Below are 24,516 nucleotides of genomic sequence, written 5' to 3'. Positions count from 1 at the left end.
CGCCCCCCTCGGCGCCTGCGGCGCCTTTGGGATTGAGCGGGGGAATAGGCGGTGCATTGTTGGTGGAATTGGCCGGTGGCCAATTCGCGGGAATGGGTGGCGCCTGACGGCGCCTCGGGTGTGGGGGTGTCAGGAGTGGGGGCGGGTGGGGGGTGTGGGGGCCCGGCCGGTGGCCGGTCCGGGGGTGGGTGCGGGGGTGGGTGCGGGACGGTGGGGTGTGCCGGGCCGATGGCCCGGGGGCGGGGAGTGGGGCGGGGGTGCGTGGTGGCGGGTGTGGGCACCGGCCGATGGCCGGGCCGTACCCGTTCACTCGTGTTTCCTCGGTGGAAGGGACAAGGCCCGGAAGGGTTCCGGCCCGGACGGCGGGGTGTCAGGGGCGCCGCCTGCGGCGGCCCTGGGGGCAGGGGGCGGACACCGGGGCCGCAGGCCCCGGGCGGGGGCGGTGACGGGCCGTCCGGGCCCCTTGGAGGGGGCAGGGAGCCCGCCCCGGTGGGGCGGGAGCGGACAGGGTGTCACCGCCTCCCCCACCCCGGGGGACGGGAACACCCTCCCTCCCCGGGGCCACCGCCGCCGATGGCGACGACGGCGGCGCGCCGGGCGCAGCACGGAGACCGGAACGAACCCCCGGACGAACAGTCAGGGAACCTCGGAAAACCCCGGAGAATTCCCGGGGAAAGGGAAAACTGAAACGCGTGGATAGTGGACTGGACCACTTTTGGTGAATACATGCGCGCATTACCCCGGAAAAGCGGGCACCGACGGCCGGATAAACCACCGTGCAATCCCGGTGACGGTGTCCCGGGAACACCCCGGGCCGATGGCCCGGAAGGACCCCCGGGAAACCCCCGGAGGAAACAGCCCGAACACCCTCCCCCACCCCGGGCCGACGGCCCGCAACCACCACCCCGAACCACCCGAACCACCGCACCGAACCCCAACCACCCCGGACCGCCCCGGCCCGGGCCCCGGCCGCACCGGCCCGACCCCCGGCCGATGGCCGCACCCACCCCGACCCGCCACCGACCACCGGTCACCGACTACCGGCAACCGCCCCGACCGCCGCACACCCCCACACCCACCACCCCGGCCCACGGCCCCGCCCGAGGCCACCGCCCGAGACCGGGCCACCCCACCCAACCCACCCAGCACCACCCAGCCGACCGACCACCCACCAGCCAGCACCACCAGGACGGCCCACCAGGCCCCCACCACCACCACACCCCCACCACCCCCAAGCCGGCCACAACCCCCGCACAGACCCCGCCCGGCACGGCCCACAGGGCCCGGCCGCCAGGCCACCACCAACCAAGCGCCGCAGGCCCACCACAACCCACACGACGCCACCAACCGCCACCCACCCACACCACCCGGCCGGTCGGCCGACGGCCGGGCCGAGCCGACCCAGGCAAGGCACAGGCGATCGTGGCGATGTACGTCGTCGAGCTCGGCATGGAGGTCGGGATGGTGCAGGTCAGCTGTCGTTCCTACGTCAGCAATAGAGGGTGCAGAGCTGCATACAGCACCTGACCTGCGTAAATACCGTTTCTTGATCCGATCGCAGAATCGGGTGACCCGATCCTGGGCCCGAATCACATGTGAGATCAGTACATGTACTAGACACGGATGTGAACCGACTCTGGAATCGGATCACCTTGTCTCTCAGTACATGTAGGGTCAGTGCAGGCGATCCGATCCTCGGATCGGATCATCTGCACGCAGGAGCCATACGCGTGAGGAACGGAGCGGCGCAATGAGCCACCGGCGGCCGACCGGGCTCTTTTACACCGACACCATGGAGCCTGTTCCCCAGGCGGAGTTCGGCTACGGAGGTCCCTACGGGACGTTCAGCCTGGTCAGGTACATCGCCCTGTGCAACCGTGCCTCGAAGCGGACGGACGCCGAGATCCGGGTCATCACCTGGTACTGCGGAGCGACGCTGCTGGACCCACGGCTGGTGAACCGTACCCTCGCCGACATCGGCAAGGATCTTGGGTTCAACCCGGACGCGCTGTCTCGAATGATCAAGAAACTCGTCAAGGACAGGTTGCTGCGCAAGAGCGGGTCGGTTGGTCGTTCCCCCTTCTTCGAGATCACCCCATACCTGGTCTTCCGGGGCAGCGGCTACAACCATCGCGAGGCAATCAAGGGCTGGAACCCGCCCCACATCCTGGGCCTGACGGAGGAGCCTGAGGCCTACTTGCTGGTGAGGCCAGCAGAGGAGGAATCTGTTGAGAACAACTTCCTCACCCAGATTCACCGTGCCGCCCGCGCAGCCCGCGCTGCGCAGAGTGCCTGACGCCGAGGAGAATGGAACCGTGAGCGACACCGAGCTGCGCGCCGTGATCGGCCGTTCCAAGGACCTGGGACCCAACCAGCGCCTGCTGCTTGCCTTCTACGGCACCCTGCCTCCCGGCGAAGAGGGGACTCAGCAGACCGCTCAGGCACTGGCTGCCGAGATCGGCTGGGCGCCCACCTTCTTCTCGCGGGTCCGCCGCGACCTGGTTCGAGAAGGCCTGCTGGACGAGTATCACAAGTTCAACAACATCAAGTACTACCGCCTGAGCTCCAAGGCTCTCGGGGGGCGCAAGGGCAGGGCCATCCTCCGCAGCGTCGGCTAGCCGACGCCACCAGCTCCGCGCCCCGCGGTGCGTTTCACTGTTGCTGAGAGTCACAGTGAGACGCACCGCGTTCTCGTTTCGTGCTGCTGACCAGCTCGTTTAGAAGCCCGCCTTGTTAGCGGGGATCCTTGGGGTATGGCCTCCCGGCAGACGACGCCGGTGCAGCTGCCGCACATCGAGCCGATGCTGGCGACGGCTGGACCGCTGCCGACCGGTGCCGCTTGGTGGGCGGAGGCGAAGTGGGATGGGGCCCGCTGCCTCGCCTACAGGGAAGGCACCGACGTACGCCTGGTCGGCCGTCGCGGAACGGACTACACCGAGCGCTTCCCCGAGGTCGCCGGGGCGCTTGCCACCGTGCCAGGCCCGCTGCTGCTGGACGGCGAACTCGTGGTGATGCGGGAAGGGCGTCCGAGCTTTCACGGTCTCCAGAGCAGGATCCACCGCTCCCGGCCGGCTTCGGTGCGAGCTGCGGCCACGGCAGCCCCGGCCATGCTCGTGCTCTTCGACCTGGTCCACACCGATCGCCCGCAGTTCTCCGTGCCCTACGAGGAGCGGCGTGGCCTTCTGGAGGCGCTCGGCCTGGACCGTCCGCGGGTCCGCGTTCCACTGGCCTGGACATCGGTGGAGGAGGCCTTCGCGTGGACGCGCGAGCGTCGGCTCGAAGGTGTCGTTGCGAAGCGAACCGGCTCCCCGTACCGGGCCGGTGCCCGCTCCCGGGACTGGGTCAAGGTGAAGCACCTGCTGGTGGCCGATGTCGTAATCGGCGGCTGGATCCCCGGCGGCCACAACGGGGCGACGGTGCGCGGGGTCCTGGTCGGCGTGCCCGCCGCCGAGGGCGGCCAGCTCGTGTTCGTGGGCGCGGTTGGCACCGGCTTCAACGACGCCGAACGCCGCGCCCTGGCCACCGCCCTGCGCCGCCTCGATGCGCCGCTCAGCCCGTTCGCCGGCGCCGCCAGAGGCCTGGGGCTGCCGAGGGGCACCGAGGTCCGCTTCGTGACCCCGCAGCTCCACGCCGAGGTCGAGTTCCTGGAGCTCACTGAGGCCGCGCGTCTCAGGCATCCGGTCTGGCGCGGCCTCCGGGACTGAACGGCGGCTCAAGCAGCCGGACGGCGCAGTCCGCCGGCTTCCCGCTTGTGTTCGGCCTTGGCGGCCTCCAGAAGGTCACGCCATGAGGCAACGGTCGGCCGGCGGCGCAGCAGGGCGCGTCGCTCCCGCTCGGTCATGCCACCCCAGACGCCGAACTCGATCCGGTGGTCGAGGGCGTGAGCCAGGCACTCGGTGCGGACCGGGCAGCCTGTGCAGGTGATCTTGGCGCGGTTCTGTGCTGGGTGGTCGACGAACATCTCCTCCGGATCAGTAGCGCGGCAGGCGGCCGAGTCCCTCCAGTCGTCGTGTGCCTGTGGCACTGGTGCTCCTCCCCCGTACGGTGCTGGGATCAATGTAGGCGGTCGGCTCGCGGCGATAAATTGATTTCCCGTTGAAATACCGTTTATTGCAGCCTCGATATTCTCTCTAGCGGGTCCCTCCAAGTCTCTTTAGTGGCCTTCTAGTTCGTTCTTTTCTTCGGTTATGCGTCCGCTGAGGTCACGGTGCCGAGTCGGCCATGGAGTCGCCGGACCGATCATCGGATTGATCGGATCGCTACGCGGGAGCTTGCGGGCGACACCCGACATGCCAAGGTAAAGCCTGCCGTGAAGAATGCATCGAAGTGGCGGTCCGGACAGTGCGTCAGAGGCTGCGGAGTACGGCAACGACCCGGCCCAGGATGGTCGCCTGACCGCCCGGCAGCGGCTCGTAGGCGGGGTTGGCCGGCATCAGCCAGGTGGTGCCGTCACGGTGGCGCAGCCGCTTGACTGTGGCCTCGCCGTCGATCATGGCCGCGATGATCTGGCCGTTTTCGGCGGTCGGCTGGCGGCGGACGGTGACCCAGTCGCCGTCGCAGATTCCGGCCTCGATCATGGAGTCGCCCTTGACGGTGAGTGCGAAGAGCTCGCCGTCGCCGACGAGTCGGCGGGGCAGGGGGAAGACGTCCTCGATGCTCTGCTCGGCGAGGATCGGGCCGCCTGCGGCAATGCTGCCGACTAGGGGGACGTACGAGGTGGGCGGCTGCCCGCTGGTCTCGGCCACGGGCGGCTCGCCGAAGTGCTGGCCCGTCAGGGCGTAGGCGCGGGGGCGGTGGGGGTCACGTCGGACGACGTGCATGGCCTCCAGGCGCTGGATGACGTGGGAAACGGAGGAGGTTGAGCTGAGTCCTACCGTCTTGCCGATCTCCCTCATCGAGGGCGGGTAGCCGCGGGTCTGGGTGATGTCGCGGATGGCTGTCACGACCTGGCGCTGGCGGTCGGTGAGGCCGTCGCTGCCGATCCGGGTGCCGGGTGGGCGGCCGGCGCGGGCGGGGGCGGCGGTGGTGTCCTCCGGCACGGCGTTGTCCTCTCCTTGGGGATCTTGGTGGACTGGCACTCTACGCCCGCTGAGCGGGGTGGTCTACGAACTTTCCGTGACCTCCATCGCCCTGGCTACCTGCGCGGATGGCCCGGCGGGAGGAGGCGGTGGCGAGCGCGGCCGGGGCGATCGCGCCGCGACCGAAGCGGGCGGTGGCGCGGTCGATGACCGGTTCCAGGGTCCGGGCGCTCTCGGTGGGGCGGTCGAAGGTCAGCTGGACCGCTGCGGTGACCTGCTCGCGGAGGTCGCCGGCGCGGGCGGTGACGGCACGGACCCGGGCCCGCTGCAGGCCGAGCCGGGAGTGCAGGGCGTAGAGGGCGTCGCGCAGCGCTGGGCTGTGGCCGGTCGCCTCGGGCAGGACCCGGGAGCGGGTGGTGTGGGAGCGGTCGGCGAAGGTGACCTGGAGCTCGACGGCGCGGGCGTCCTGCCCGGCGGCCCGGAGCCGGGCGCCGAGGTCGGTGGCGAGATGGAGCAGCGCGCGGCGAACCTCGTCGGGGTCGAGGACGTCGTGGTCGAAGCGGGTGGTGGAGGCGATGGTCTGGGGCGGGCCGGAGGGTGTGACGGTGCGCCGGTCGGTGCCGTGGGCGCGTTCGAGGAGCAGGCGGGCGGTGGTGGCGCCGGCGATGCGCTGCACGGTGGCCGGTGGCAGGGCGGCGAGGTCGCCGATGGTGCTGATGCCGTAGCGGTTGAGTTTCTTGTCCAGGGCGGGCCCGATGCCGGGCAGGCGGCGGGCGTCCTGGCGGTGGAGGAAGTCGATCTGCTGCTCGGGGTCGTCGGGCAGGACGTGGACGGTGCCGGGGGTGGCGGTGTCCGCGGCGATGGTGGCGAGCATGCGGTTGGGGCCGATGCCGCCGGTGGTGGCCAGGCCGTAGCGGGCGGCCAGGCGGGTCTGGAGGAGGTCGGCGAGGTCGGCTGGGGAGAGGCCGAAGTAGCGAACGGCGCCGGAGAGCTGGAGGAGCGCGCGGTCCGGGGGCAGGGCCTGGACGACGGGGGTGATGTCGCCGAGGACGGTGAACAGGGAACGGTAGGTCTCGAACGGCGTGCGGTGCAGGCGCAGGTGCAGGACGGTGGATGCGGTGGTGGTCATCGCGGTTCACCCCGCCGATCCGCTGGAGGCGTGCCAGAGCCGTCCGGCGCCGCCGCTGCCGGGACGGCGGGGATCCTGGCCGTCGTCGGGGGCGGGGGCTGCGAGCAGGTCGCGCACCGCGCGGGTGCCGCCTTCGGTCCGGGCGCGGGCGAGTTCGGTGAGGTCCCAGGCCCGGGCGCCGATGATCGAGAGGGAGCGTCCACGTCGCTGGAGCTGGCCGCGGGCGACGATCAGCCAGCTGTGGAACAGGGTGTGCGCGACGGCGGCGTGGGTGTCGTCGAAGAAGGTGAGGTCGATCGGCTGCCCGCCGGCGCCGTCGTCGAGCGTCACGAAGATGGTCCGGCGGCCGGAGCGCATCGGCGGTGTTTGGGAGGCCACCTTGGCGCCCGCGACCAGCACGGTCTCCCCCGGTTCGATGTCGCGCAGCCTGGTGGAGGGGGTGACGCCGAGCTCGGCGAGCAGCGCGTGGTGGTCGGACATGAGGTGGCGGGAGGCGTCCATGCCGGTCACCTCCAGCTCGGCGGTCAGCTGTTCGGCGGAGGTCATCTCCGGCAGGCCGGTGACGGTGCCGGGTCCGTGCGCGGGGGCGGGCAGGGTGAGCTGGCCGGTGGTCGCGGCGGCGCGCTGGCGGGCGTGCAGCTCGTCCAGGAGCAGCAGTAGGTCCCGCCGGCCGGTGCCGCCGGTGACGGTGTCGAGGGCGCCGATCCGGGCCAGTCGCTGCGCGGTCGGCAGGCTCGGGCGGGCGCGCTCCCAGAAGTCCTCGATCCCGGTGAACGGGCGGGCGGCGGTGATGCGCTCGACCTCGGCGTCGGTGGTCCCCTTCACCGATCCCAGGGCGAGGCGCAGGCCTTCGCCGCCGCCGGCGACGCGTTCGGTGGTGTAGCCGGCGGCGGAGCTGGCGACGTCGACGGGCAGGATCGCGACGCCGCGGCGGCGGGCGTCGGCGAGGACCAGGCGCAGCGGGTACATGCCGGGGTCGGCCTGGAGCAGGCCGGCGTAGAACGCGGCGCCGTGGTGGGTCTTGAGCCAGGCGGACTGCAGGACGGGCAGGGCGAACGCGGTCGCGTGAGCGGCGGCGAACCCGTAGTTCCCCATCCCGAGGAGCTGGGTCCAGCAGGTGTCGATGACGGCGCGGTCGTAGCCGGCGGAGGCCGCGCGGGTGCGGAACCATGCTTCCAGGGCCGGGAGGCGGTCGGGCTTGCCGAGGGCGCGGCGGGCCTCCTCCCCCATCGCCAGGTCCGACCTGGTCAGGATGGCGAAGCACTTCGCGATTTGCTCGTTGAACACCAGGACGCCGCCGGTGGACTGCAGCACGGGGATCAGGTCGGGGTGGGGGTAGCGGGGGCGGCGGCCGCGGCGGGTCTCCAGCCACGGCTTGACCATGTCGGCGGACAGCGGGCCGGGCCGGAACATCGCGATCTGGATGATCAGATCCTGGAAGGACTTGGGCTGGGATCTGCCCAACAGGTCCCTCTGACCTGGGCTTTCGACCTGGAAAACGCCCAACGACTCGCCCTCGCAGAGGAGTTGGTAGGAGGCCTCGTCGGTGAGGGGGACCTGCTCGGAGTCGTCCAGGTCGACCTTCTCTCCGGTGGTGCGCTCGATCTCGGCGACGGCGTACGCCATCGCCGACTGGATGCGCACGCCCAGGATGTCGAGCTTCAACAGCCCGAGGTCTTCGACGTCCTCTTTGTCGTACTGGCTCATGGGGAGGTGCTCGCCGGCGGTGGGCATCACCGGTGTGCGGGCCAGCAGGGTGTGGTCGGACAGCAGGACGCCGCAGGGGTGCATCGCGATCCCCCGCGGGAGCGCGTCCAGGCCCTCGACCAGGTCCCACAGCCGCCCGTACCGATCGGCGTGCTCGGCGACGTGGCGCAGCTCGGGTAGCTCGGCCATTGCGGTGCGGACGTCGCGGGCCCGGATGTGCGGGAAGGATTTGGCGAGGCGGTCGACTTCGGCGGGGTCGATGCCCAGGGCGAGGCCCGCGTCGCGGATCGCCCAGCGCACCCGGTAGGTCTCGGGCATCGACACGGTGGCGACGCGCTCGGGCCCGAACCGCTGCAGGACCGCCTTGTAGCAGTCGATCCGGCGTTCGGACTCGACGTCGACGTCGATGTCCGGCAGGGAGGTGCGCCGGTAGGACAGGAAGCGCTCCATGATCAGGTCGTGGTCGAGCGGCATCGCCACGGCGATGCCGAGCAGGTGCACCACGAGCGAGCCGGCCGCGGAGCCGCGCGCCGCGACCCGGATGCCCATCTCCTTGATGTCGGCGACGACCCCGGCGACGGTGAGGAAGAAGGTGGGCCAGCCGAGCGCCGAGATGAGCTCCAGTTCCTCGGCCAGGCGATCGACGGCGTCGGGGCGGTGGTCGTAGCCGCAGCGGACCATCTCCGCCTCGCAGCGCTCGCGCAGCACCCGCGCCGACGTGCCGGGGGCCAGGCCGAGCCGGTCTTCCTCCGGGAAGTGGACCCGGCCGATCCCGAGGTCGGAGGCGGGGTCGAGCCGGCACTCGGCTGCGGTGCGGGCGGTGACCGCGAGCAGCCGCTGGGCGCCGGAGGGTCCCTGGCCGGCGGCCTGCGCGACTTCGGCGGCGAGCTCGGCGAGCTGGGCCGGGCCCTTCAGCCACCGCTCGCCGTTGCACACCGCGCCGCGCTGGACGGGGCGCAGCAGGCGGGCGGAGTCCAGGACGTCGGCGATGGGGCCCTGGCCGGGGTCGGCGTAGCGCGCGGCGTTGGTGAGCACGGGGAGGAGGTCGAGGTCGGCGGCGAGGCCGATGGTGCGGGCGGCCAGGCGCAGCGAGCCGGGGCCGGTGCCGGTGCGGCGGTGGTGGACGGCTTCGAGGCGCAGGTGGGGGCCGAACCAGGTCCGCCACGGGGTGAGGAGGTCGGTGGCGCGGTCGGGGCGGCCGGCGGCGAGGGCGCGGACGGGTTCGGATCCGGGGCCGAGCAGGGCGGTGAGGCCGTCGGTGTGGGCGGCGAGGACTTCCAGCGGGACGACGGGCCGGCCGCCGCCGCGCTCGGCGCGGACCGCCCAGGCGGCGGTGATGAGGGTGCAGAGGTTGGCCCAGCCGGTGCGGTCGCGGGCCAGCAGGGTGATCCGCGGCGCGGACTCGTCGACGAAGGCGCCGCCCCTGGCCGGGGTGCGGCGGCGATCGGCGGTTCGGTCGGGCTGCTCGACCAGGCCGACGGCGAGGTCGGCGCCGAACAGCGGCCGCACACCGGCGGCGGCGCAGGCCTTCGCGTGCCGGACGACGCCGGAGACGGTGTCCCGGTCGGTCAGCGCCAGCTCGGCGATGCCGCGCTCGGCGGCCCGCTCGGCAAGCGCGGCCGGCAGGGAGGCGCCGTAGCGCACCGAGTAGCCCGAGGCGGTGTGCAGATGCGCCGCGAGCACCCTGCACCACCTCCTGTCCGGTCCGGTCCCCCTTCGTCTCGTCGATCCCGGCTCCCCTCCGGCTCCCATATTCGATACTACGTTCGATTAACGGCGCAAGCCGCATTACCGCAGGTGGAGGACTTGAAACAGTGCGTGCATGGAGACGCGCCGGACGGCGCCGGAAACGCGGGAGCTCCCGGGACGCCGGTCGGATAGCCTGATCGGCTGTGGCTCGGCTGGGGGCCACGCGACGCGGACCTTGCGGGAGACCACGTGGTGATCGACTTCTCGACCTTCGGCTCCGGTACAGCCCCGGTGCCCCCGGACCCGCGGGTGCTCTTCGACTCTCTGGCGCGGGCGGAGCGCTACGAGTTCCTGCGCGACCCGCAGGGGCAGGTCCTCCAGGCCTGGTTCGAGCGCCGCGAGGAGCGGGACCTGGTCATCAAGCTGAACACCGGCGGCGGGAAGACGCTGGTGGGTCTGCTGATCTGCCAGTCCAGCCTGAACGAGGGCAAGGGGCCAGCCCTCTACCTGGCGCCGGACCCCTACCTCGCCGAGCAGGCCGCCGAGCAGGCCCGTGAGCTAGGCCTGGAGGTCACGGACGACCCGCGCTCGCCCCGGTTCACCGGTGGTGAGGCCATCTGCGTGTTGAGCCTCCACCGGTTTGTCAACGGCAAGAGCGTCTTCGGGCTAAGCGGCGACAGCACCCGGCCGATCGTCGACGTCGGCACGATCGTGGTCGACGACGCCCACGCCGCGCTCGCCACCGTGCGAGAGAAGTTCACGATGACGGTGACCCAGGCCGCCCACCCGGAAGCCTTCGCCCGGCTGCTCACCCTTTTCGAGCAGGACCTGCGGGGGCAGTCGCTCAGCGGCTACCTGGACCTGACCACCGCGGTCCCCTCGGCCGTGCTGCAGGTGCCGTTCTGGGCCTGGGCAAACCGTGAGGCCCAGGTCACCGAGATCCTGCAGGGCCTGCGCGACGACCACCAGCTGCAGTGGTCGTGGCCGCTGGTGCGGGACGTCCTCCCGGTATGCCGGGCGGTGTTCACCCACGACCGGCTGGAGATCCAGCCGCCGCACCCGCCCATCGGGAAGATCGCCAGCTTCACCCGCGCCCGCCGGCACGTGCACCTGACGGCGACCCTGGCCGACGACAGCGTGCTGGTTACGGACTTCGCCGCCGACGCGACCTCGATCAGCCGCCCGATCACCCCGGTCAGCGCCGGCTACCTCGGCGACCGGCTCATCCTCGCCCCCCGCGACATCGACCCGTCCGTCACCGACGACGCCGTCCGGCAGATGGCCGTCCGGCTCGCCGAACGGGTCAACGTCGTCGTCCTCGTCCCCTCCAAGCCCAAGGCCCTGGCCTGGCAGGACCACGCCGTCCTCACCGAGTCCGAGTCCGAGGGGATCGGTGCCGCGGTCCGCAGTCTGCGCGCCGGCCACGTGGGCCTGGTGGTGCTCGTGAACAAGTACGACGGCATCGACCTGCCCCGCAAGGCCTGCGAGGTGCTGGTCATGGACGGCCTGCCCGAGGCCTACGGCGGGCTCACCCGGCGCGAGCAGGTCCTGCTGGGCAACTCCGAGGGCATGGTCAACCGCCAGCTGCAGCGACTCGAACAGGGCATGGGCCGTGGGGTCCGCTCCGTCAACGACCACTGCGTCGTCCTGCTCATGGGAGCCCGCCTGTCCCAGATGATCGCCTCCCCGCAGTACCGGGCCCGATTCGGCCCGGCTACCCGCGCCCAGATCGACCTCTCCCGGCAAGTCGCCCAAGCCCTCGCCCAGCAGCCCGGCAACCCGCTGGAGAAGATCGAAAGCGTCGCCGGCCAGGTGCTCGGCCGCGACCCGCAGTGGATCGCCACCGCCCGCGCCAACCTGACTCAGGCCACCTACACCACCACGGCCCTCTCCCCCGCCGCCGCGCACAGCCGCGCCGCGTTCGACCAGGCCGCCCTGCGGCAGTTCGCCTCGGCCGCCGGCCACATGAGCAAGGCCGTTGCCGAGGCCACCGACCAGGCCGAACGCGGGTACCTCCAGGAGCAGCTCGCCGCCTACCAGCACTTCACCGACGCGCCCAAGGCGCAGCAGACCCTGGTGAAGGCGCTGGGCTACAACCCCTCGCTGCTGCGTCCGATCGAGGGGGTCAAGGCCACCCGGCTCACGGTCAACAACCCGCAAACCGTCCAGGCTGCCGAGTTCCTGGAGCGCACCTACCGCGACCGCAACGAGCTCCTCCTCGGCATCGACGCGCTGCTGGCGGACCTGGGCTACGACCCGAAGCGGGTGCCGGCCTTCGAAGCAGCCCTGGAGCGCCTCGGCCTACACCTCGGCTTCGGGGCGCAGCGCCCGGAACGGTCCACCGGCAACGGTCCGGACGTCCTGTGGGCGACCGGGACCCTGCACTACCTAGTGCTGGAGGCGAAGTCCGGAGCAACGTCGGACAGGATCTGGCGCAGCGATGCCGCACAGCTGGCCCACTCGATGAACTGGTTCCAGGAGACCTACGACAACACCTGCAGCGCCACCCCGGTCCTACTGCACCGGTCCAACAACCTGGAGTTCAACGCGGTCGCACCGGCGGGCACCCGCATCATCACCGAGGAGACCATGGGCAACCTCGGCCAGGCCCTGCGCAAGGCGGCGATCGCGCTCGCGGATGCCGACGCCTGGGCCAACCCGGCGGCTGTCCAGCAGCAGTTCCAGGCGCATCGCCTGCTCGCCCAGGGGATTGCCGACCGGTTCAGTGTGAGGCCCCGCAACACTTCGAGGGCGTAACTGCTGACGTCGACTGCTGGCGCCGATGGTGATCCTTCACCTGGGCTTCGACTGATGGGGCCCGGTCCGTCTCGGCTACCGGTTCCGCCGGCGGGCAACGTCGACAGGTCGATGACCCGGGTGAGGGCGGGCGCACGGTCGACGACTTCCCGTGGCTCGGCGTCGCTGGCGGTCAGCATCACCAGCCCGGCCAGGTCGGTCCGGTCGGCGGCCGGGCGCAGGACGGCGGGCCCCGTCTGCTGACGGGGCCCTTCTGCCGTTCCCCTACGCTCCCGGCGCCGGCCGTCCGGCCCGGTCGTCGGCCGCGGTTGGCAGCGGCCAGTACCCGGTGTCCCGCTTGCCGCCCAGCGCCTCCAGCAGGACGTCTTCGGACACCTGCAGCACCGGGGCGCAGCGGATGAGGAGGGAGGGGGAGGGTGGTTCGCCGTTAAGCCAGCCGGTGATGAGGGGTTCGGGCAGGAGGGCGGCCTGGGCGAGGCGGGCCGGGGTGAGGCCGAGGTGGTCGGCGCGGTGGCGGAGCTGGCCGGCGGTGGTCAGGTCGCGGTCGAGGACTGCGAGGCGGGCTTGGAGGATGGCGGGCAGGCTGGGGTCCAGGGGCGGCGGTGGCGGCTGGTCCGGGTCGTGGAAAAGGGCGAAGTCCGTGCGGCCGTGGTGGGCGAGGGCGTAGTTGGCGCAGTCCTGGAGCAATGCGGTGGCCCAGGTGCGGGCCTGCTTGTCAGTGCGGTCGGCGGCCAGGCGCCAGGTCTTGGTCAGGCCCTGGAGCTGGAAGTCGTGGTCGACGAGGAGGTAGCCGGCCTTCACCGCGGTGGCGCGCGGGTTGAGCGGCCAAAGGCGGCCCGGGACTAGTGCGGGGGTGGCGAGGAAGCGGGTGAGCAGGCGTTCCAGGGACTGGGCCATCGCGATCGCGCAGGGCTGGTCGAAAAAGCGGTGCTGGGCCAGGCCGACGAAGGTCTCGTACTCCTCCAGCAGGCCGTCCGGGATGTCCGGGGTCTTGGTGCCGGGGGTGTCGGGCGCGGCGGGGTGTTCGGCGGTGAGGGCGGGGGTGCTGGCGAAGAACAGCTCCGGGTCGGCGGCGGCGATCCGCTCGGCGAGCCAGGGCTCGACCTCGCGGGGCGTCCGGGCGGGGACGTTGCCGAACGTCTCGAACCAGGCCCGCGGGCGCAGGTCGCCGGTGCCCAGGTGCTGGCTGACCGGGCTTTCGGGGTCTTCGGCGACGTGCCGGAGGTCGTCGTCGTAGTGCATCAGTACATCCCAGTCCTGGAGGTAGAGGTCCAGGTACCGGTCGAAGGTGCGGTGGCGGACGCTGATCCGGTCGAGGGGAGGTAGGCCGAGGTCGGCGGCGTAGTGCTCGTCGTCCAGGAGGTCGGTCAGTTCGTCGGCCTTGCCGACGATCAGGTGGAAGGCGAGTTCCTCCGCCGTGCAGCTCGGGTTCGGGGCCTGGCCGGCCCGCAGGTCGTCCGCCAGGTTCTTGACCGCATGGATCATGGCCAGGCGCCAGGCCGCGCCCTGGCCGTCGCACAGTGGCGGGAGGCTGCCCAGGAAGGTGTCGTCAAGGTCACCGTACTCGTCGTCTTCCCGCTCGAAGACCCGGTCGCCGTGCTCGAACAGGTCGTGCCAGCCCTGCTCCACGAGGTGGTCGGCGGCAGTGGCAAGGATCCGGGCAGCCAGCGGGGTGAGCACGTCGTCGCGCTCGCGCCCGAAGTACCGCTCGCGCGGATCGTCCGGTCCGGTGCCCTCGCCGGCGGTGATGGCTTCACGAAGGCGCAGCAGGGAAGAGGATCGGTCGGCGGTGAGCGGGGCGGGCGCGGTAAGCGGTCGGCCGTCCAGGTGGAGCTGGGCCCAGACGGGGTGGCCGCGGTCGCGCGGGCGGGGGGTGGCGATGTCGAACGGGGAGAACCAGTACGCCGGGCCGTCCCAGCCGCCTTCCGGCTCGGCGGGCGGCTCCCGGTCGTCGTCCTCGTCGTCCCCGGCCGGCGAGCGGGCTTCGGGGATGCTGAACTCAGCGCCCTCGATGACCAGTTGCCAGGCCTCCTCCCAATAGGGCGGGCGGTAGGACTTCTCGTTCGGCTCGCCGGGCACCACGACGCCGAGGGCGTGCAGTTCCTCATCGGTGGCGGCGCTCATCACCGGGGCGGTGTGCAGCATCGCCTCCAGCGCCCACTGTTCGGCGGAGCAGCGCGGCAGCGGTGCCAGGCCGTCGGCGATGTCGTCGGCCAGGTCCCACAACGCCCGGGCCGCGCCCGCGCGGAAGGCGCGGTCCTGGCTGTCGCAGGCTGGCGGGAGCAGCGCGAGGACCGTATCGGCCGCTTCGGGGCTGTGGCGGTCGAAGGGGCGGTCGCCGTAGGCGGCGGCATCCCGGTAGGCGAGGACGGCCAGGGCGCGGCCGGCGGCCATCACGAGGCCGGCGGCGAAGGGCGGCAGGATCCGCTCCAGGTCGCTGTCCGGCAGGTCGTAGAACTCGGCGTGGTCAGTGTACGCGCTGAAGGGGTCCTGCTGGTACGCCATGCGAGAGGGGTCCTTACTCCAACTGTGGAACGGCCAGTATCCCAGCCCCAACCCGGCGCGGTGGCCATCCACCGCAGCCGCGGTTTGTCCGAATCGTGACGGCGGGTCCCGCGTGGGTGGGACGATCAGCCGGTGACCAACTATCAGTGCGGGTCGTGCCCGTTCACGAGCACCGATCCTGATGAAGTTCGACTGCACGGGCGTGAGGTGGGGCACCCGGTGGTTGACGGCGCGGAAGCTGCTGCGGAGGGCGCGCGAGACGTCAAGGTGTCCGCAGGCCCGGCCCTCGACGCCCGGACCGTGGGAGAGGCCGTCGTCGGTGTCCTTGGCCTCGGCGTCATCGTGGCCCTCGCCTGGCAGAACAAGGGAGCGAGAGCTGCGCTCGTAAAGCAGCTGGCGGTCGCCGCGAAGAAGGAAGCGAGCCTGGTGGCGGAGGTGGCTCGCCTGGGGAAGGAGGTCGTGTACCTCAAGTCGGCGAGCGGCGCCGGCAAGACCCTCGGGGGGTTCCGCACCTGAGTCGGCCCGGGTGATCCGGCTGCCGGAACACGCTCTCAGCCAGCCCGGCCGCTACTGCGCCGCGCCGGCGACCTCGGCGAGCTGGTGCACGTTCATCAGCGGCTGTAGGGCTGCTGACTTCCAGCCGAGCAGGGCGTCCTGGATGAAGCCGCGACTGGCGTGCGGCCGGCCGGTCAGCAGGAGCCCCGTGTGCGCCTCGTGGCGGGGTCACAGCGGCAGGAGCCAGCCAGACCCGTCCTCGCTGCCGAGCCATACTCGCTGTCCGTCGCCGGTGACCGTGATGCCGAACTTCTCCTGGTGCGGCGCGCCAGCCGCCTGCCACGCCTCGATCGCGTCCTCGACCTGGTCCCACAGGCGCAGCGGGCCGCGCTGGGTGACGGTGAAGCCGCCGTTGCCGTCGGGGCGCGTGCGGGCGTGGGAGCCGGTGGCGTGGTCGATGAGGATCTGCTGGTCGCCGGCGTTGATGCGTTCGGCGGAAGGGGCGGCGAGCTGGGCGACCCAGGTGCCGGTCCAGGTGGTGATGGTGGTGGGGTCGATGCGGGTGGGGCGTTCGTCGCCGGGCAGGAGGGTGGGGTTCTGGCGCGGGGGCCGGTCGTGGGGGCGGGCGATCATGAAGCTGGTGTGGCCGGGCAGGAAGCGGCCGATCGCTTCGCCGGGTTCGGTGACGGTGAGCAGCGCGAGGCCGTAGCCGAACTGCCAGCCGGAGAAGGTGACGAGGATCTTCCCGCCGGGTCTGACCTGGTGGAGCCAGGCGTAGGGCAGGGTGCGTACGGCGCAGGTGGCGATCAGCCGGTCGTACGGGGCCCCGGGCCGGTGGCCGGCGAGGCCGTCGCCGGTGATCAGGTGCGGGGCGCGGCCAGCGGTCTTGAGGGAGGCGGCGGCGCGGGCGGCGACGGTGTGGTCGACCTCGATGCTGGTGATGTTGCCGTCGCCGAGGCGGTGGGCGCCGAGCGCGGTCGAGTAGCCGGTGCCGGTGCCGATCTCCAGGACGCGGTGGCCGTCGTGGACGTCGAGCTGCTGCCACATCCGCAGGACCAGGGAGGGCAGGGTGGACGACGACGATGGGGAACCGGCGGCCGGAGTGTCTGCCGGGTGGATGCGGCCGTCGAGCTGGGTGATGAGGGTCTGGTTGGCGTAGACGGCCTGGAGCCATCCGTCGTCGCCTTCGTGGACCGGTTCGTAGCAGGTCGGGAAGGAGCCGGGGACCTCGCGGAAGTAGGCGTCGACGAACGCCTCGCGCGGCACCGCCGCGGCGGCGGCACGCCAGAGAGGGTCCGTGAGACCTTCTTCGGCGGTGAGACGGCGGACGAGGTCTGCGCGCAGGTCCGCGGCGGTGGAGGTCATGCGGCGTGGCCTTTCTCCAGTTGGTTGGCGATCGCCGTGGCGATGGCCTCGGCGGTCGGGGACGGGACGAACGCCCACTGCCCGGCGGCGTTGGCTTCGAGGAAGTGCCAGCGGCCGGCGGTGTCGACGGCGAAGTCGAACGCCGCGTAGACCAGCTGGAAGTGCGCCAGGTAGCGGGCCACCGAGCGGCGCACAGGGGCGGGTGCGGCGATCGGGGTGCAGGTCATCAGGTCCTGGCGGCGGCGCCAGTCCAGGTCGGGGCTGTCGATCCGGACCGCGAACAGCTCCTGGCCCACGGCGGTCAGGCGCACGTCGAAGTCCTTGTCCACCTTCGCCTGGAACAGATGCGGGCACGCCGCGACTCCGTCGCCGATCTCGCGCGGGTCGACCTCGGCGGCCCACACCTGCAGCGGCCGACCGTCCTCGTCACGGTACGGGGAGTTCCACAACGGCTTGTAGACGGCCCCGCCCGGCTGCTGGGCGCAGAACGCGCGGGCCTGGTCGGGGTCGGTGGTGACGATGGTGTCGGGGACGGCGAAGCCGGCCGTGAGCGCGGCGTCGAGCTGGGCGGGCTTGTGCTCGGCCGCCCGGATCCGCCAGGGGTGGTTGACGTAGTGGGCGCCGGGCAGCGCGGCGAGGATCCCGCCGGCGCCCCACTGGGCCTGGGCGCGAGCGAAGTCGGCGTCCTGCCCGGCCAGGTCGGGCGGCGCGCTCCAGGGCGAGGGACGCCGGTACCAGACCGATCGGACCCGGTCGAGGTCCAGGGTGCGGCTGGCGGTGGTCAGGGTGCCGCGCCGTCCGTCCGCACCGTAGTGGGCGGTCAGCGCGGCGCCCTGGTGGAGCTCGGCGCCGGGGTCCGCGCGTACGACCGGCACCCCGCGGCCGGCCAGGATCCGCAGCACGATGTCGGCCGTCGGATCGTAGGAGCAGGTCAGTACGAGCACGGCCGGCTGCCGCTCGCCCGTGGTCAGCTCTGGTCCTGGTCGTTGGAGGTGAGGGTGTCCACGTCGGTCGGCGTGGTCTGCCCGCCGCTCTGCCCGTCCCCGCCGCCGCCGCCGGTGCTCGTCGGACCGGTCTGGTCGGTGCTGGTTCCGTGCTTCCCGAGCTCGACGGTGCGGCCCTGCTCGTCGTGGAAGACGGCGACCTGGGTGTCCGGATCGATGACCGGGGTGAGCATTGGCACGGGCGGCGTGTCGGCGTAGCGGCGCATCCGGGTGGTGCCCCACGGAGCAGCTGCGGTGTTCGGCATCCTGATCTCTCCTTCACCCTGGCACATGACGTTGACGAGGCGAACGGTGACCAATCGGTGACCAGCAGTCATCATCGGGCACGGGGCAGGAGTTGGGGAGCAGTTCGGCGAACTTCGCCGTCCCTTGCACGGGCCCCACCCCGGCGGCCGGGGCAACTCGCGCCGCGTCAGCACTCGCGCGGCCGGGGGCTCGTCGTGCTGCTGACCGCCTTCGACCTCGCCGGCTGCCCCTGCGCGGGGTTGTCCTCGCCTCCGGGGCGGGGTCGGGCCTGCACTGCTGACACCCGGCGCGCGATGAGGCCCGTGCCGCCGCCACTTCGCGAAGTTCCTGGCCGTATGGACAAACGCGTCAACGACACCGAAGCCGCAGCCTGACCTGCCTCACCCGGAGCACGGCCTGCCTGCCGCTCACTACTGCAGACAGGCCGAAACACCGGCGCCGCGTGGCACTGGTCCACGTAGCAGGGGTCGAGCCGGCAGTCGTAGGCCCACCCGTCAAGTCGTTCGCATGAGCACCCCCGAGGTCACGGCCTGTAACACGGCGCCGTGTTGCAGGCCGTATTCACCTCACCCAGGCGCGGGCTGGTTCCTCAGGGTTGGCAACCAATCTTCCAAGGGCTGACAGGGCGCGAGAAGGGCACCCAGGTGCGGCGGATATTCGGCCACTGTGTCCAGGTCTACTGCAATGCTGTCAGGGGTGCTGTGGCCAACCGGGATCCCAACGTGAGAGGGAAAGACCCGCTCGTACCCCATCGGCAGGCATCCGCCTGCCCCTTGGATCGCCCACCACGCGGTGGCCTGCCGGTCGAACCACACTCCTGCGGGGTTGGGTGAGGAGATGCCTAGGTGGTAGCCGTTGGTGAAACCGACGACCCACGAGTTTGGCCCCCTCTCGCCGTAGCCGGAGATCACTCGGGCCGTGAGCAGCCGTTGCAACGCCTCCCGGATGGGGTTGGGAAGCTGATCCAGTTCCATGGTGATCTCCAGGTGCAGGTATACCGCCGGGAACCCGCTGCCGGGCCTGTGCAGTTCACCCCTGCCAACGCTGGGAAGGTCCGCCCTTGATCTCCGGGCGGGTCGCGGTCGCGAAGCGACCTCGCCCCGATGGTGGGGTACCAATGGGCCGACTGGCAAGGGGGCACAGGCGTTCAGGGTGCTTCCAAGGGAGGACCGCCTCATCCGCAGGACGGTCATGCAGATGGCTCCCGCCATGCTGACAAGACTCCGGCCCCCTCCGGCCTCGACACGATCGGCGCCGAGGCTGGCGGGCGGCGAACTGTCCTGGTGCTACCCTCCGCCAGCAGCGGCCGCCGCCCCTGCCCCGGCGGCCGTCCTCCCCGCCACCGCCCGAACCGCCGGCTGGGGCGGCCGGACCGCTCGGGGGTTCGGCCGGCCGCTCTTCCACGGTGCGGGCGCCGGGGCCGGGCTGCAGTCCGGGCTACGCCAAGGGTGCTGCGGAGGAGCGGCCCGGCGCACGGGCGGGCGGCTCGCACGGAACCGGGCGGGGTTCAGCGGCCGAGGCCGGCGGCGGTGGCCGCGCCGCCGCGCCGGACGGCCGCCATCATCGCCCGGTGCGCGCCTTCGGCCTCGGCCGCGGTGGGGGCGGGCACCGGGGACCCCTCCACGGTGTACCACTCGTCGGCGCCGTCGTACTGGACGGTGAGTAGCGCCTGGCGGCCGTCCCAGACGGTGCGCAGCGTCAGGTCGCCGGTGATGACGCCGACCTCGGCGGTCATCACGCCGCCTGGCCCGGCCGGGATGCCCGCGGTCAGCAGCGGCCCGTCGGCGGGGGCGGGGGTGGTCATGATCCCGCCGGGTAGGTGTCGAGCATCGGGCCCAGGGCCGTCTTCTCCGGTTCGGTGACGGTCAGCTGGTAGTGGCTCTTTACGTTGATCCAGGCCTTCGCGTAGTGGCACCAGGCGGCCTGGGAGGGCGGCTTCCACTGGTCGGGGGTCTGGTCGCCTTTTGCCCTGTTGGAGGCGGCGGAGACGGCGAGGAGCTGGGGCCGGGTCAGGTCGTTGGCGAAGGCCTTGCGCTGGTCGTCCGTCCAGCTGTCCGCTCCGGCTCGCTAGCCCGCCGCGAGGGGCACCAGGTGGTCGATGTCGATCTTGGAGGCGTCGTTGAACTGAAGGTTGTCGTAGACCGATGTCCACGTGCCCGAGGTGGCGCGGCACTGGGCGTCCGTCACCACGGACTGCCCGTCCCTCTTCAAGACGCTCTCGCGGGTGTCACAGCCCGCCCCTTGGGAGGCCCAGTGCGGGAAGCGCTCGCGGGAGTAGCCGGTCATCGGGCGTGCCGCGGCGACGGTCAGCGCGGCCAGCTGCGCGCGGGCCGTGGCGGAGTCCGACGGCGGCGGACCCGGCCAGACGACGGAGGAGGTGACCGGTGGCGCTGCGTTCGGGGCGGCCCGGTCGGATGTCGCGGGCTTCCCGCAGGCAGCCAGGAGTAGGGCTGCGAGGATGGCCGCGACGGCCCGGGCGGCGGTGTGCGGGGCGGATCGTGTGGTGGAGGACATGAGCACAGCCTGCCCGCCTGGCGACGGGTCACCAAGCGCATAACGCAGTCGGCCGACAGGTCGTCGGCAGGCGGCTCTGAGGGCTTCCGGCCGTGCCGCAAGCGGATGCTGGGGGCAGCCGGTCGGGGTCCGAGGCAGGGGGTGCCCGGGCCCCGACCGGGGGAGGCTCGGCCGTGCGGGGGCGCGACCGCTCTGCTCGCCGACCCGACCGAAGTGCCTGGTCGGCGCCGTCGTGCCGTGAATGCTAGACCTGCTATCTGCGCCTGCCCAGGGTTCTGACCTGGCATTCTCCGGCCGCGAACATGCCAGGCCTGGCCCGACCCCGCGTTCCAGCGGAGACGGAGCATCGGCGACGAATGCCGTGCCGCTGATTGCAGGTCTCGCCGGTGCGCTGCTTGGCTGGGCGGGCGTCTACACCGGGTACGGCCCGACGGAGTGCCGCAGCGGAGTCTGCGCTGTCAGCGGTAGGTGTCGGCCGAAGCCCCGGTAGTCTCGGCGCCACTCGTGCAGGTGCGCGGCGACGGCGTCCACGACGACGCGGTCTTCGTCGTCTCGGGGCCGGCCGGCCAGGAGCTGAATCAGGTCGGTGGCCTCGTACGTTCCCAGGTTGGCGGGTTTCCCGTGGTCCAGGGCGTGTGTCAGGCGTCCGAGCAGGGCGGCGGCCGACGGATCGGGCGTCTCGTTGTCGGGGACGGGGAAGCGGGCGGTGAGCGCGTCGGCGAGGACACGTACTTCCAGCTGGTTGAGGCTGGCGGGCTTCCCGGCCCAGGTCCGGTGGAAGACCCGCAGGGCGACGTCGCGCAGCCGGGGTGCATGGCGCCGAAGGCGCAGGCAGTGCTGGCAGAGCCAGCCGGGATCGCCGTAGGAGCCCTGGGCCGGGATCTCGATGCGGCCGATGCTGTCGCCCTCGCGGACGTCGTCCAGGCACAGTCCGCAGGTTCCTGTTCGTCGAGCCGTGATGACGACCCGGGGAGCGGGCAGCGTGCTGGCGATCTGCCGGTGGGCGGCGGCCTGGTCCGGCCGTGGCTCCTGGGGGCCTTCGGGGTTCGCCGACTGTGTCGGGCGGGGTGAGGGTGGGTCCGGGGTCCAGCCCAGCCTGGTGAGCCACTCGGTGGCGAAGTCGAGCGCCTCCCCGATGCACCACAGGGTCGCCTCGGCCCGCCTGCGCACACCGATGTGCTCGTTGATCTGGTACTGAACGCTGGCGATCGGCAGACCGGTGCGGCGGCTGATGCTGCCGGCCAGGGAGTTGAGCAGCCGGCGGGCGGACGGTTCGTCCAGCGGCGGATTCAGCGGTCGGCAGCCCACGCACAGCTCGTCCGGCCCCGGTGCGGGGCGTGTCCCGCACTGGGAACAGACCGTGCCCGGACAGGCGATGCACGCTGCGGCTTCGTCGGAATCGAGGCACTCATGGACTTCTTCGGGGGCTGACTCCCGCCAGGCGCTCTCGCACGACCAGCAGGCGGCCGTGCAAGCCCCACGCGCCTTCCGATCGCGCTGCCACAGATCCTCGTCGACCAGAATGCGGCGAACCCAGCCGCCTTCGTGTTCCTGCGTGAACGGGTCCCAGCTGTACTCGCCGGCCTTCACCACCTCGGCGTCAGCGGCGGCTCGGTAGGCGGCGAGCAGGGCCGGTGCGGCGCTGTTGGTCACGTCGTGATGGCCGTCGTAGTGGCAGGGCATGCGGTTGGCGTAGCCGGCGTACTCGGCGCCCAGCTGGCCGCAGTCGCGACACAGGGTCCACCGGTAGTAGGCGTCGTCCAGGATCTGCAGGTCGGCGAGGTCCCACGAGGTGCGCCCGTCGGCGGTGGGCAGGGAGCCGGTGGCCAGCAGCGCCGTGCCGCGCCAGGGCTCCGACAGGCGGGAAGGAAGGTGCGGGTGCTCTTCCAGGATGTCGGCGGTGATGCAGCTGCCGGGGCCGGGGAGCTCGGGCAGGCTCGCGTAGGCGAAGTGGCGCCAGGTCGTCTCGTCGACGGGGTAGCTGGGGCTCGTTGTGTCGAACCAGAGGCCCTGCTGGGGAAGCCAGAAGGCCGGGCGGTGGGTGCGGCGGCCGCCGAGAGGGAAGGCGCGCTGGTCGTAGTCCCATTCCACGCCAAGGTGGTCGAAGACGACCGACCACCTGGCATGGGCTTCGCATCGGAAACTGAGCGTCTGCACGGTCAGACCCATGTACGGCCTCCATGTCGCGACGGAAGATCGACACGACGCCGACAGCGGCGACGCCTCGTCAACGAGTGGGCCCAAGGGCAGGTGTCGTCTGCAGGGCGGCAAGCACTCCTTTGTGTAGCAACGGTCTTCCGCGTTGACCCTGACAAGCAAGCACGGCACCGTCAGCGTCCGAACAGGAGTTGCCTCCAGAAGCCTGGGACCTGGCCGCGGCGGACGGGCGGCGGGCTCGCAGTGTCCACTATCGGGTGAAATGCTGCTGAATCAGGCTGGTGGTGCGCCAGCATGACGGCGTGAAGAACGCGAAGACCTGGCATGAGCGCGGAACCCACGTGGAACGCCGGCCCTCGCCGCCCGTCGGGCGCCGCGAGGCGGAGCAGTTGGTGTGTCCGCGTTGCCGAGCGGGGGCAGGCAGCCCCTGCCGTGGCGAGCACGGGCAGCCGATCAAGCCGCACAAGCAGCGGTTCGGCGTGGCCCGGTCCCAGGCGCAGCAGTCCGGGTCTGGGGATCGACGTGGTGAGCCGGTGCCGATCGAGCGGATCCGTCCTGTGCCCGCGCCGGCACCGCAGCCGCAGGGTGTCGGGCGGACAGTGCGGGGTGTGCCGGTGGTTCACGGGCCGGTGGGCGGGGGTCAGGCGGTGCCGCCGCAGGACGCGCTGGTGGTCGACTGTCCCAAGTGCGGGGTGGGGGCGGGAGCGTGGTGCCCGGGGCCTGACGGCACGGTGGGTGTGCACAGGGAGCGGAGCGCGGCCGCGCGGCAGGCGAGGGTGCGCGGCCGTGGTGGGGCGGTCCCCGCGCCGCGGCTCGGGCGGCAGCTGAGCGCAGAGCAGGTCCTGGCGGTGCAATGCCCGGCGTGCGGGGCTGCGGCCGGGCGGCCGTGTCTGGGGCCGGCGCCGCGCGGGGAGGTTCTGGCCGAACCTCACCCGCACCGGGCGCTGGAGGCCCGCAGGGAGCTCTTCGGCACCCGGGGCGCCCCCGCGATCGCGGCTCGGGCTAAGGGTGCCAAGCAGCGGGGCCCCGGCGCCGTGGGCGGTGCGGCGGGCAACAACCCGTTCATGGCGGCCGCGCAGGAGCTGATGGGCAAGCGGCCCGCCCAGGCCAAGACGCGATCCAAGCTCAGCCAGAGGGAGCTGGACGCCCAGTATCGCCGGGCGCTGGCCGCCAACCCGGGCCAGGCGAACGCGATGCGTTCGGCGGGCGCCGCCCGCGGCGGGCGAGGTGCGTCCCGCAAGGGCACCGGCATGTACGGGTAGCTGGTGCCTCACTCCGGGGTTCCGCAGCGGGCCCGGTTTGGGGAGGCCAGGCCGGACGAGGGCGGCGCCGGGCACCCGGGCGCAGCACGTGGGTTCAGCAGGACTCCATGGGCCGCGCGCTGATACGTGCGAGGCGCCTTCACGGTCGACCTCGGGGCTGCCTTCGTCGGGCGTCCGCTCCGTGCGGCCCGCTACCTCCTCCTGCGCGCCGACCCGTAGGGTGTACAGCCGCGCGACGCGGTCCGGGGCCTGGCCGCGGAGGCGCCGACCGCAGTTCTGGAGTTCAGCAGGGGATGAGTCCCTGGTAGTCCCAGCGGTCGGGGTCGCCCGAGCTCGGCTCGTAGTCGGCTCGGTTACCGTGGGGGTCCTTCGGGACAATCAGGTAGGCCCCGCCTGCCAGCTGTTCGGGTGTCCAGCCATCCACGTCCAGCAGCAGGCCGTCGAGCGGCCCGCCGTACAGCTCCCGGTAGGCACGGCCCGGTACCGGGCTGGGGTCGTCGTCGAAGTCCGATCCGTACACGCGGCGGCCGGGGTGCTGAAGGTTCATGGCGTTGCGCTCCGTTCCTGTAGGCAGTGCAGGTCGTCCAGACCCGCCCGGGCCGGTGTGCCGGGTGGCCGGGACGACGCCGTGCATCCGACTCGGCCCGGGCGCCTGGTGGTTCCCCGGG

The 24,516-nt window shown here is 72.0% G+C and carries 19 protein-coding genes and 1 pseudogene; 7 read left to right on the top strand and 13 right to left on the bottom strand.

The annotated features are described in order from the left end of the window. Positions 1-1,750 precede the first annotated feature (1,750 nt). The 3 genes from ACWDRR_RS22740 (at position 1,751) to ACWDRR_RS22730 (ending at position 3,704) form a co-directional block, all read left to right on the top strand. Positions 1,751-2,296, top strand: coding sequence for a hypothetical protein (locus ACWDRR_RS22740; protein ID WP_449774016.1), 546 nt, complete (start codon positions 1,751-1,753; stop codon positions 2,294-2,296). A gap of 19 nt (positions 2,297-2,315) precedes the next feature. Further along, the gene (locus ACWDRR_RS22735; RefSeq protein ID WP_449774015.1) at positions 2,316-2,618 is read left to right on the top strand and encodes a replication initiation protein, RepL2; all 303 of its coding nucleotides are present in this window, start codon (positions 2,316-2,318) and stop codon (positions 2,616-2,618) included. A 135-nt stretch (positions 2,619-2,753) separates the two neighbouring features. After that, a complete protein-coding gene (locus ACWDRR_RS22730; protein WP_449774014.1) occupies positions 2,754-3,704 on the top strand; it encodes an ATP-dependent DNA ligase in 951 nt (316 codons plus the stop codon). A gap of 8 nt (positions 3,705-3,712) precedes the next feature. Here ACWDRR_RS22730 and ACWDRR_RS22725 read toward each other — a convergent pair whose 3' ends face one another. The 4 genes from ACWDRR_RS22725 to dnaE form a co-directional block, all read right to left on the bottom strand. Beyond that, on the bottom strand, positions 3,713-4,024 hold the full coding sequence (locus ACWDRR_RS22725) for a WhiB family transcriptional regulator (protein WP_449774013.1): 312 nt from the start codon (positions 4,022-4,024) through the stop codon (positions 3,713-3,715). 322 nt (positions 4,025-4,346) lie between these two features. After that, positions 4,347-5,078 (bottom strand): transcriptional repressor LexA, encoded by a 732-nt coding sequence (lexA, locus tag ACWDRR_RS22720; protein WP_449774012.1) that lies wholly within the window; start codon positions 5,076-5,078, stop codon positions 4,347-4,349. Position 5,079: 1 nt separating this feature from the next. Next, positions 5,080-6,147 carry a DNA polymerase Y family protein gene (locus ACWDRR_RS22715; protein WP_449774011.1) on the bottom strand — a complete coding sequence of 356 codons (1,068 nt, stop codon included), beginning with the start codon at positions 6,145-6,147 and terminating at the stop codon, positions 5,080-5,082. Positions 6,148-6,153: 6 nt separating this feature from the next. Next, complete coding sequence (gene dnaE / locus ACWDRR_RS22710; protein WP_449774010.1) at positions 6,154-9,537, bottom strand: DNA polymerase III subunit alpha; 3,384 nt, start codon at positions 9,535-9,537, stop codon at positions 6,154-6,156. A 255-nt stretch (positions 9,538-9,792) separates the two neighbouring features. On the opposite strand from dnaE, the gene ACWDRR_RS22705 reads away from it, so the two are divergent. Then, a complete protein-coding gene (locus tag ACWDRR_RS22705) occupies positions 9,793-12,300 on the top strand; it encodes a DEAD/DEAH box helicase (RefSeq protein ID WP_449774009.1) in 2,508 nt (835 codons plus the stop codon). Between the two features lie 264 nt (positions 12,301-12,564). On the opposite strand, the gene ACWDRR_RS22700 is transcribed toward ACWDRR_RS22705, so the two are convergent. Further along, a complete protein-coding gene (locus ACWDRR_RS22700) occupies positions 12,565-14,805 on the bottom strand; it encodes a hypothetical protein (protein ID WP_449774008.1) in 2,241 nt (746 codons plus the stop codon). A gap of 132 nt (positions 14,806-14,937) precedes the next feature. Between ACWDRR_RS22700 and ACWDRR_RS22695 the strand changes: the two genes are divergently transcribed. Further along, a complete protein-coding gene (locus ACWDRR_RS22695; RefSeq protein WP_449774007.1) occupies positions 14,938-15,321 on the top strand; it encodes a hypothetical protein in 384 nt (127 codons plus the stop codon). Positions 15,322-15,528: 207 nt separating this feature from the next. Here the strand turns inward: ACWDRR_RS22695 and tgmC are convergent, their stop codons facing one another. From tgmC to ACWDRR_RS22660, 7 genes are all read right to left on the bottom strand, one after another. Next, positions 15,529-16,665 carry an ATP-grasp peptide maturase system methyltransferase gene (tgmC, locus tag ACWDRR_RS22690; protein WP_449774006.1) on the bottom strand — a complete coding sequence of 379 codons (1,137 nt, stop codon included), beginning with the start codon at positions 16,663-16,665 and terminating at the stop codon, positions 15,529-15,531. Further along, positions 16,662-17,609 carry an ATP-grasp ribosomal peptide maturase gene (gene tgmB, locus ACWDRR_RS22685; RefSeq protein WP_449774005.1) on the bottom strand — a complete coding sequence of 316 codons (948 nt, stop codon included), beginning with the start codon at positions 17,607-17,609 and terminating at the stop codon, positions 16,662-16,664. Before tgmB ends, tgmC begins: the two co-directional genes overlap by 4 nt. Positions 17,610-17,632: 23 nt before the next feature. Beyond that, the gene (tgmA, locus tag ACWDRR_RS22680; protein ID WP_449774004.1) at positions 17,633-17,914 is read right to left on the bottom strand and encodes a putative ATP-grasp-modified RiPP; all 282 of its coding nucleotides are present in this window, start codon (positions 17,912-17,914) and stop codon (positions 17,633-17,635) included. A gap of 567 nt (positions 17,915-18,481) precedes the next feature. Continuing rightward, positions 18,482-18,889, bottom strand: a complete 408-nt coding sequence (locus ACWDRR_RS22675; RefSeq protein WP_449774003.1) for a hypothetical protein — start codon at positions 18,887-18,889, stop codon at positions 18,482-18,484. A gap of 533 nt (positions 18,890-19,422) precedes the next feature. After that, positions 19,423-19,719 carry a hypothetical protein gene (locus tag ACWDRR_RS22670; RefSeq protein ID WP_449774002.1) on the bottom strand — a complete coding sequence of 99 codons (297 nt, stop codon included), beginning with the start codon at positions 19,717-19,719 and terminating at the stop codon, positions 19,423-19,425. A 263-nt stretch (positions 19,720-19,982) separates the two neighbouring features. Beyond that, positions 19,983-20,429, bottom strand: a complete 447-nt coding sequence (locus tag ACWDRR_RS22665) for a hypothetical protein (protein WP_449774001.1) — start codon at positions 20,427-20,429, stop codon at positions 19,983-19,985. Positions 20,430-20,840: 411 nt separating this feature from the next. Further along, on the bottom strand, positions 20,841-22,598 hold the full coding sequence (locus ACWDRR_RS22660) for a hypothetical protein (protein ID WP_449774000.1): 1,758 nt from the start codon (positions 22,596-22,598) through the stop codon (positions 20,841-20,843). Between the two features lie 269 nt (positions 22,599-22,867). Between ACWDRR_RS22660 and ACWDRR_RS22655 the strand changes: the two are divergent. Both ACWDRR_RS22655 and ACWDRR_RS22650 read left to right on the top strand, forming a co-directional pair. Further along, positions 22,868-23,530 (top strand): annotated as a pseudogene (locus ACWDRR_RS22655) (zinc finger domain-containing protein); the annotation flags it as partial. Between the two features lie 120 nt (positions 23,531-23,650). Continuing rightward, positions 23,651-23,848 (top strand): hypothetical protein, encoded by a 198-nt coding sequence (locus ACWDRR_RS22650; RefSeq protein ID WP_449774018.1) that lies wholly within the window; start codon positions 23,651-23,653, stop codon positions 23,846-23,848. A gap of 283 nt (positions 23,849-24,131) precedes the next feature. Here ACWDRR_RS22650 and ACWDRR_RS22645 read toward each other — a convergent pair whose 3' ends face one another. Continuing rightward, entirely contained in the window at positions 24,132-24,395 is a 264-nt protein-coding gene (locus tag ACWDRR_RS22645; protein ID WP_449773999.1) for a hypothetical protein, read from the bottom strand. Between the last annotated feature and the right edge of the window lie 121 nt (positions 24,396-24,516).

Source organism: Kitasatospora sp. NPDC003701 (assembly GCF_053587085.1).
Note: the sequence above shows the minus strand (reverse complement) of the source record. Positions and strands in the feature narration are given on the sequence as shown.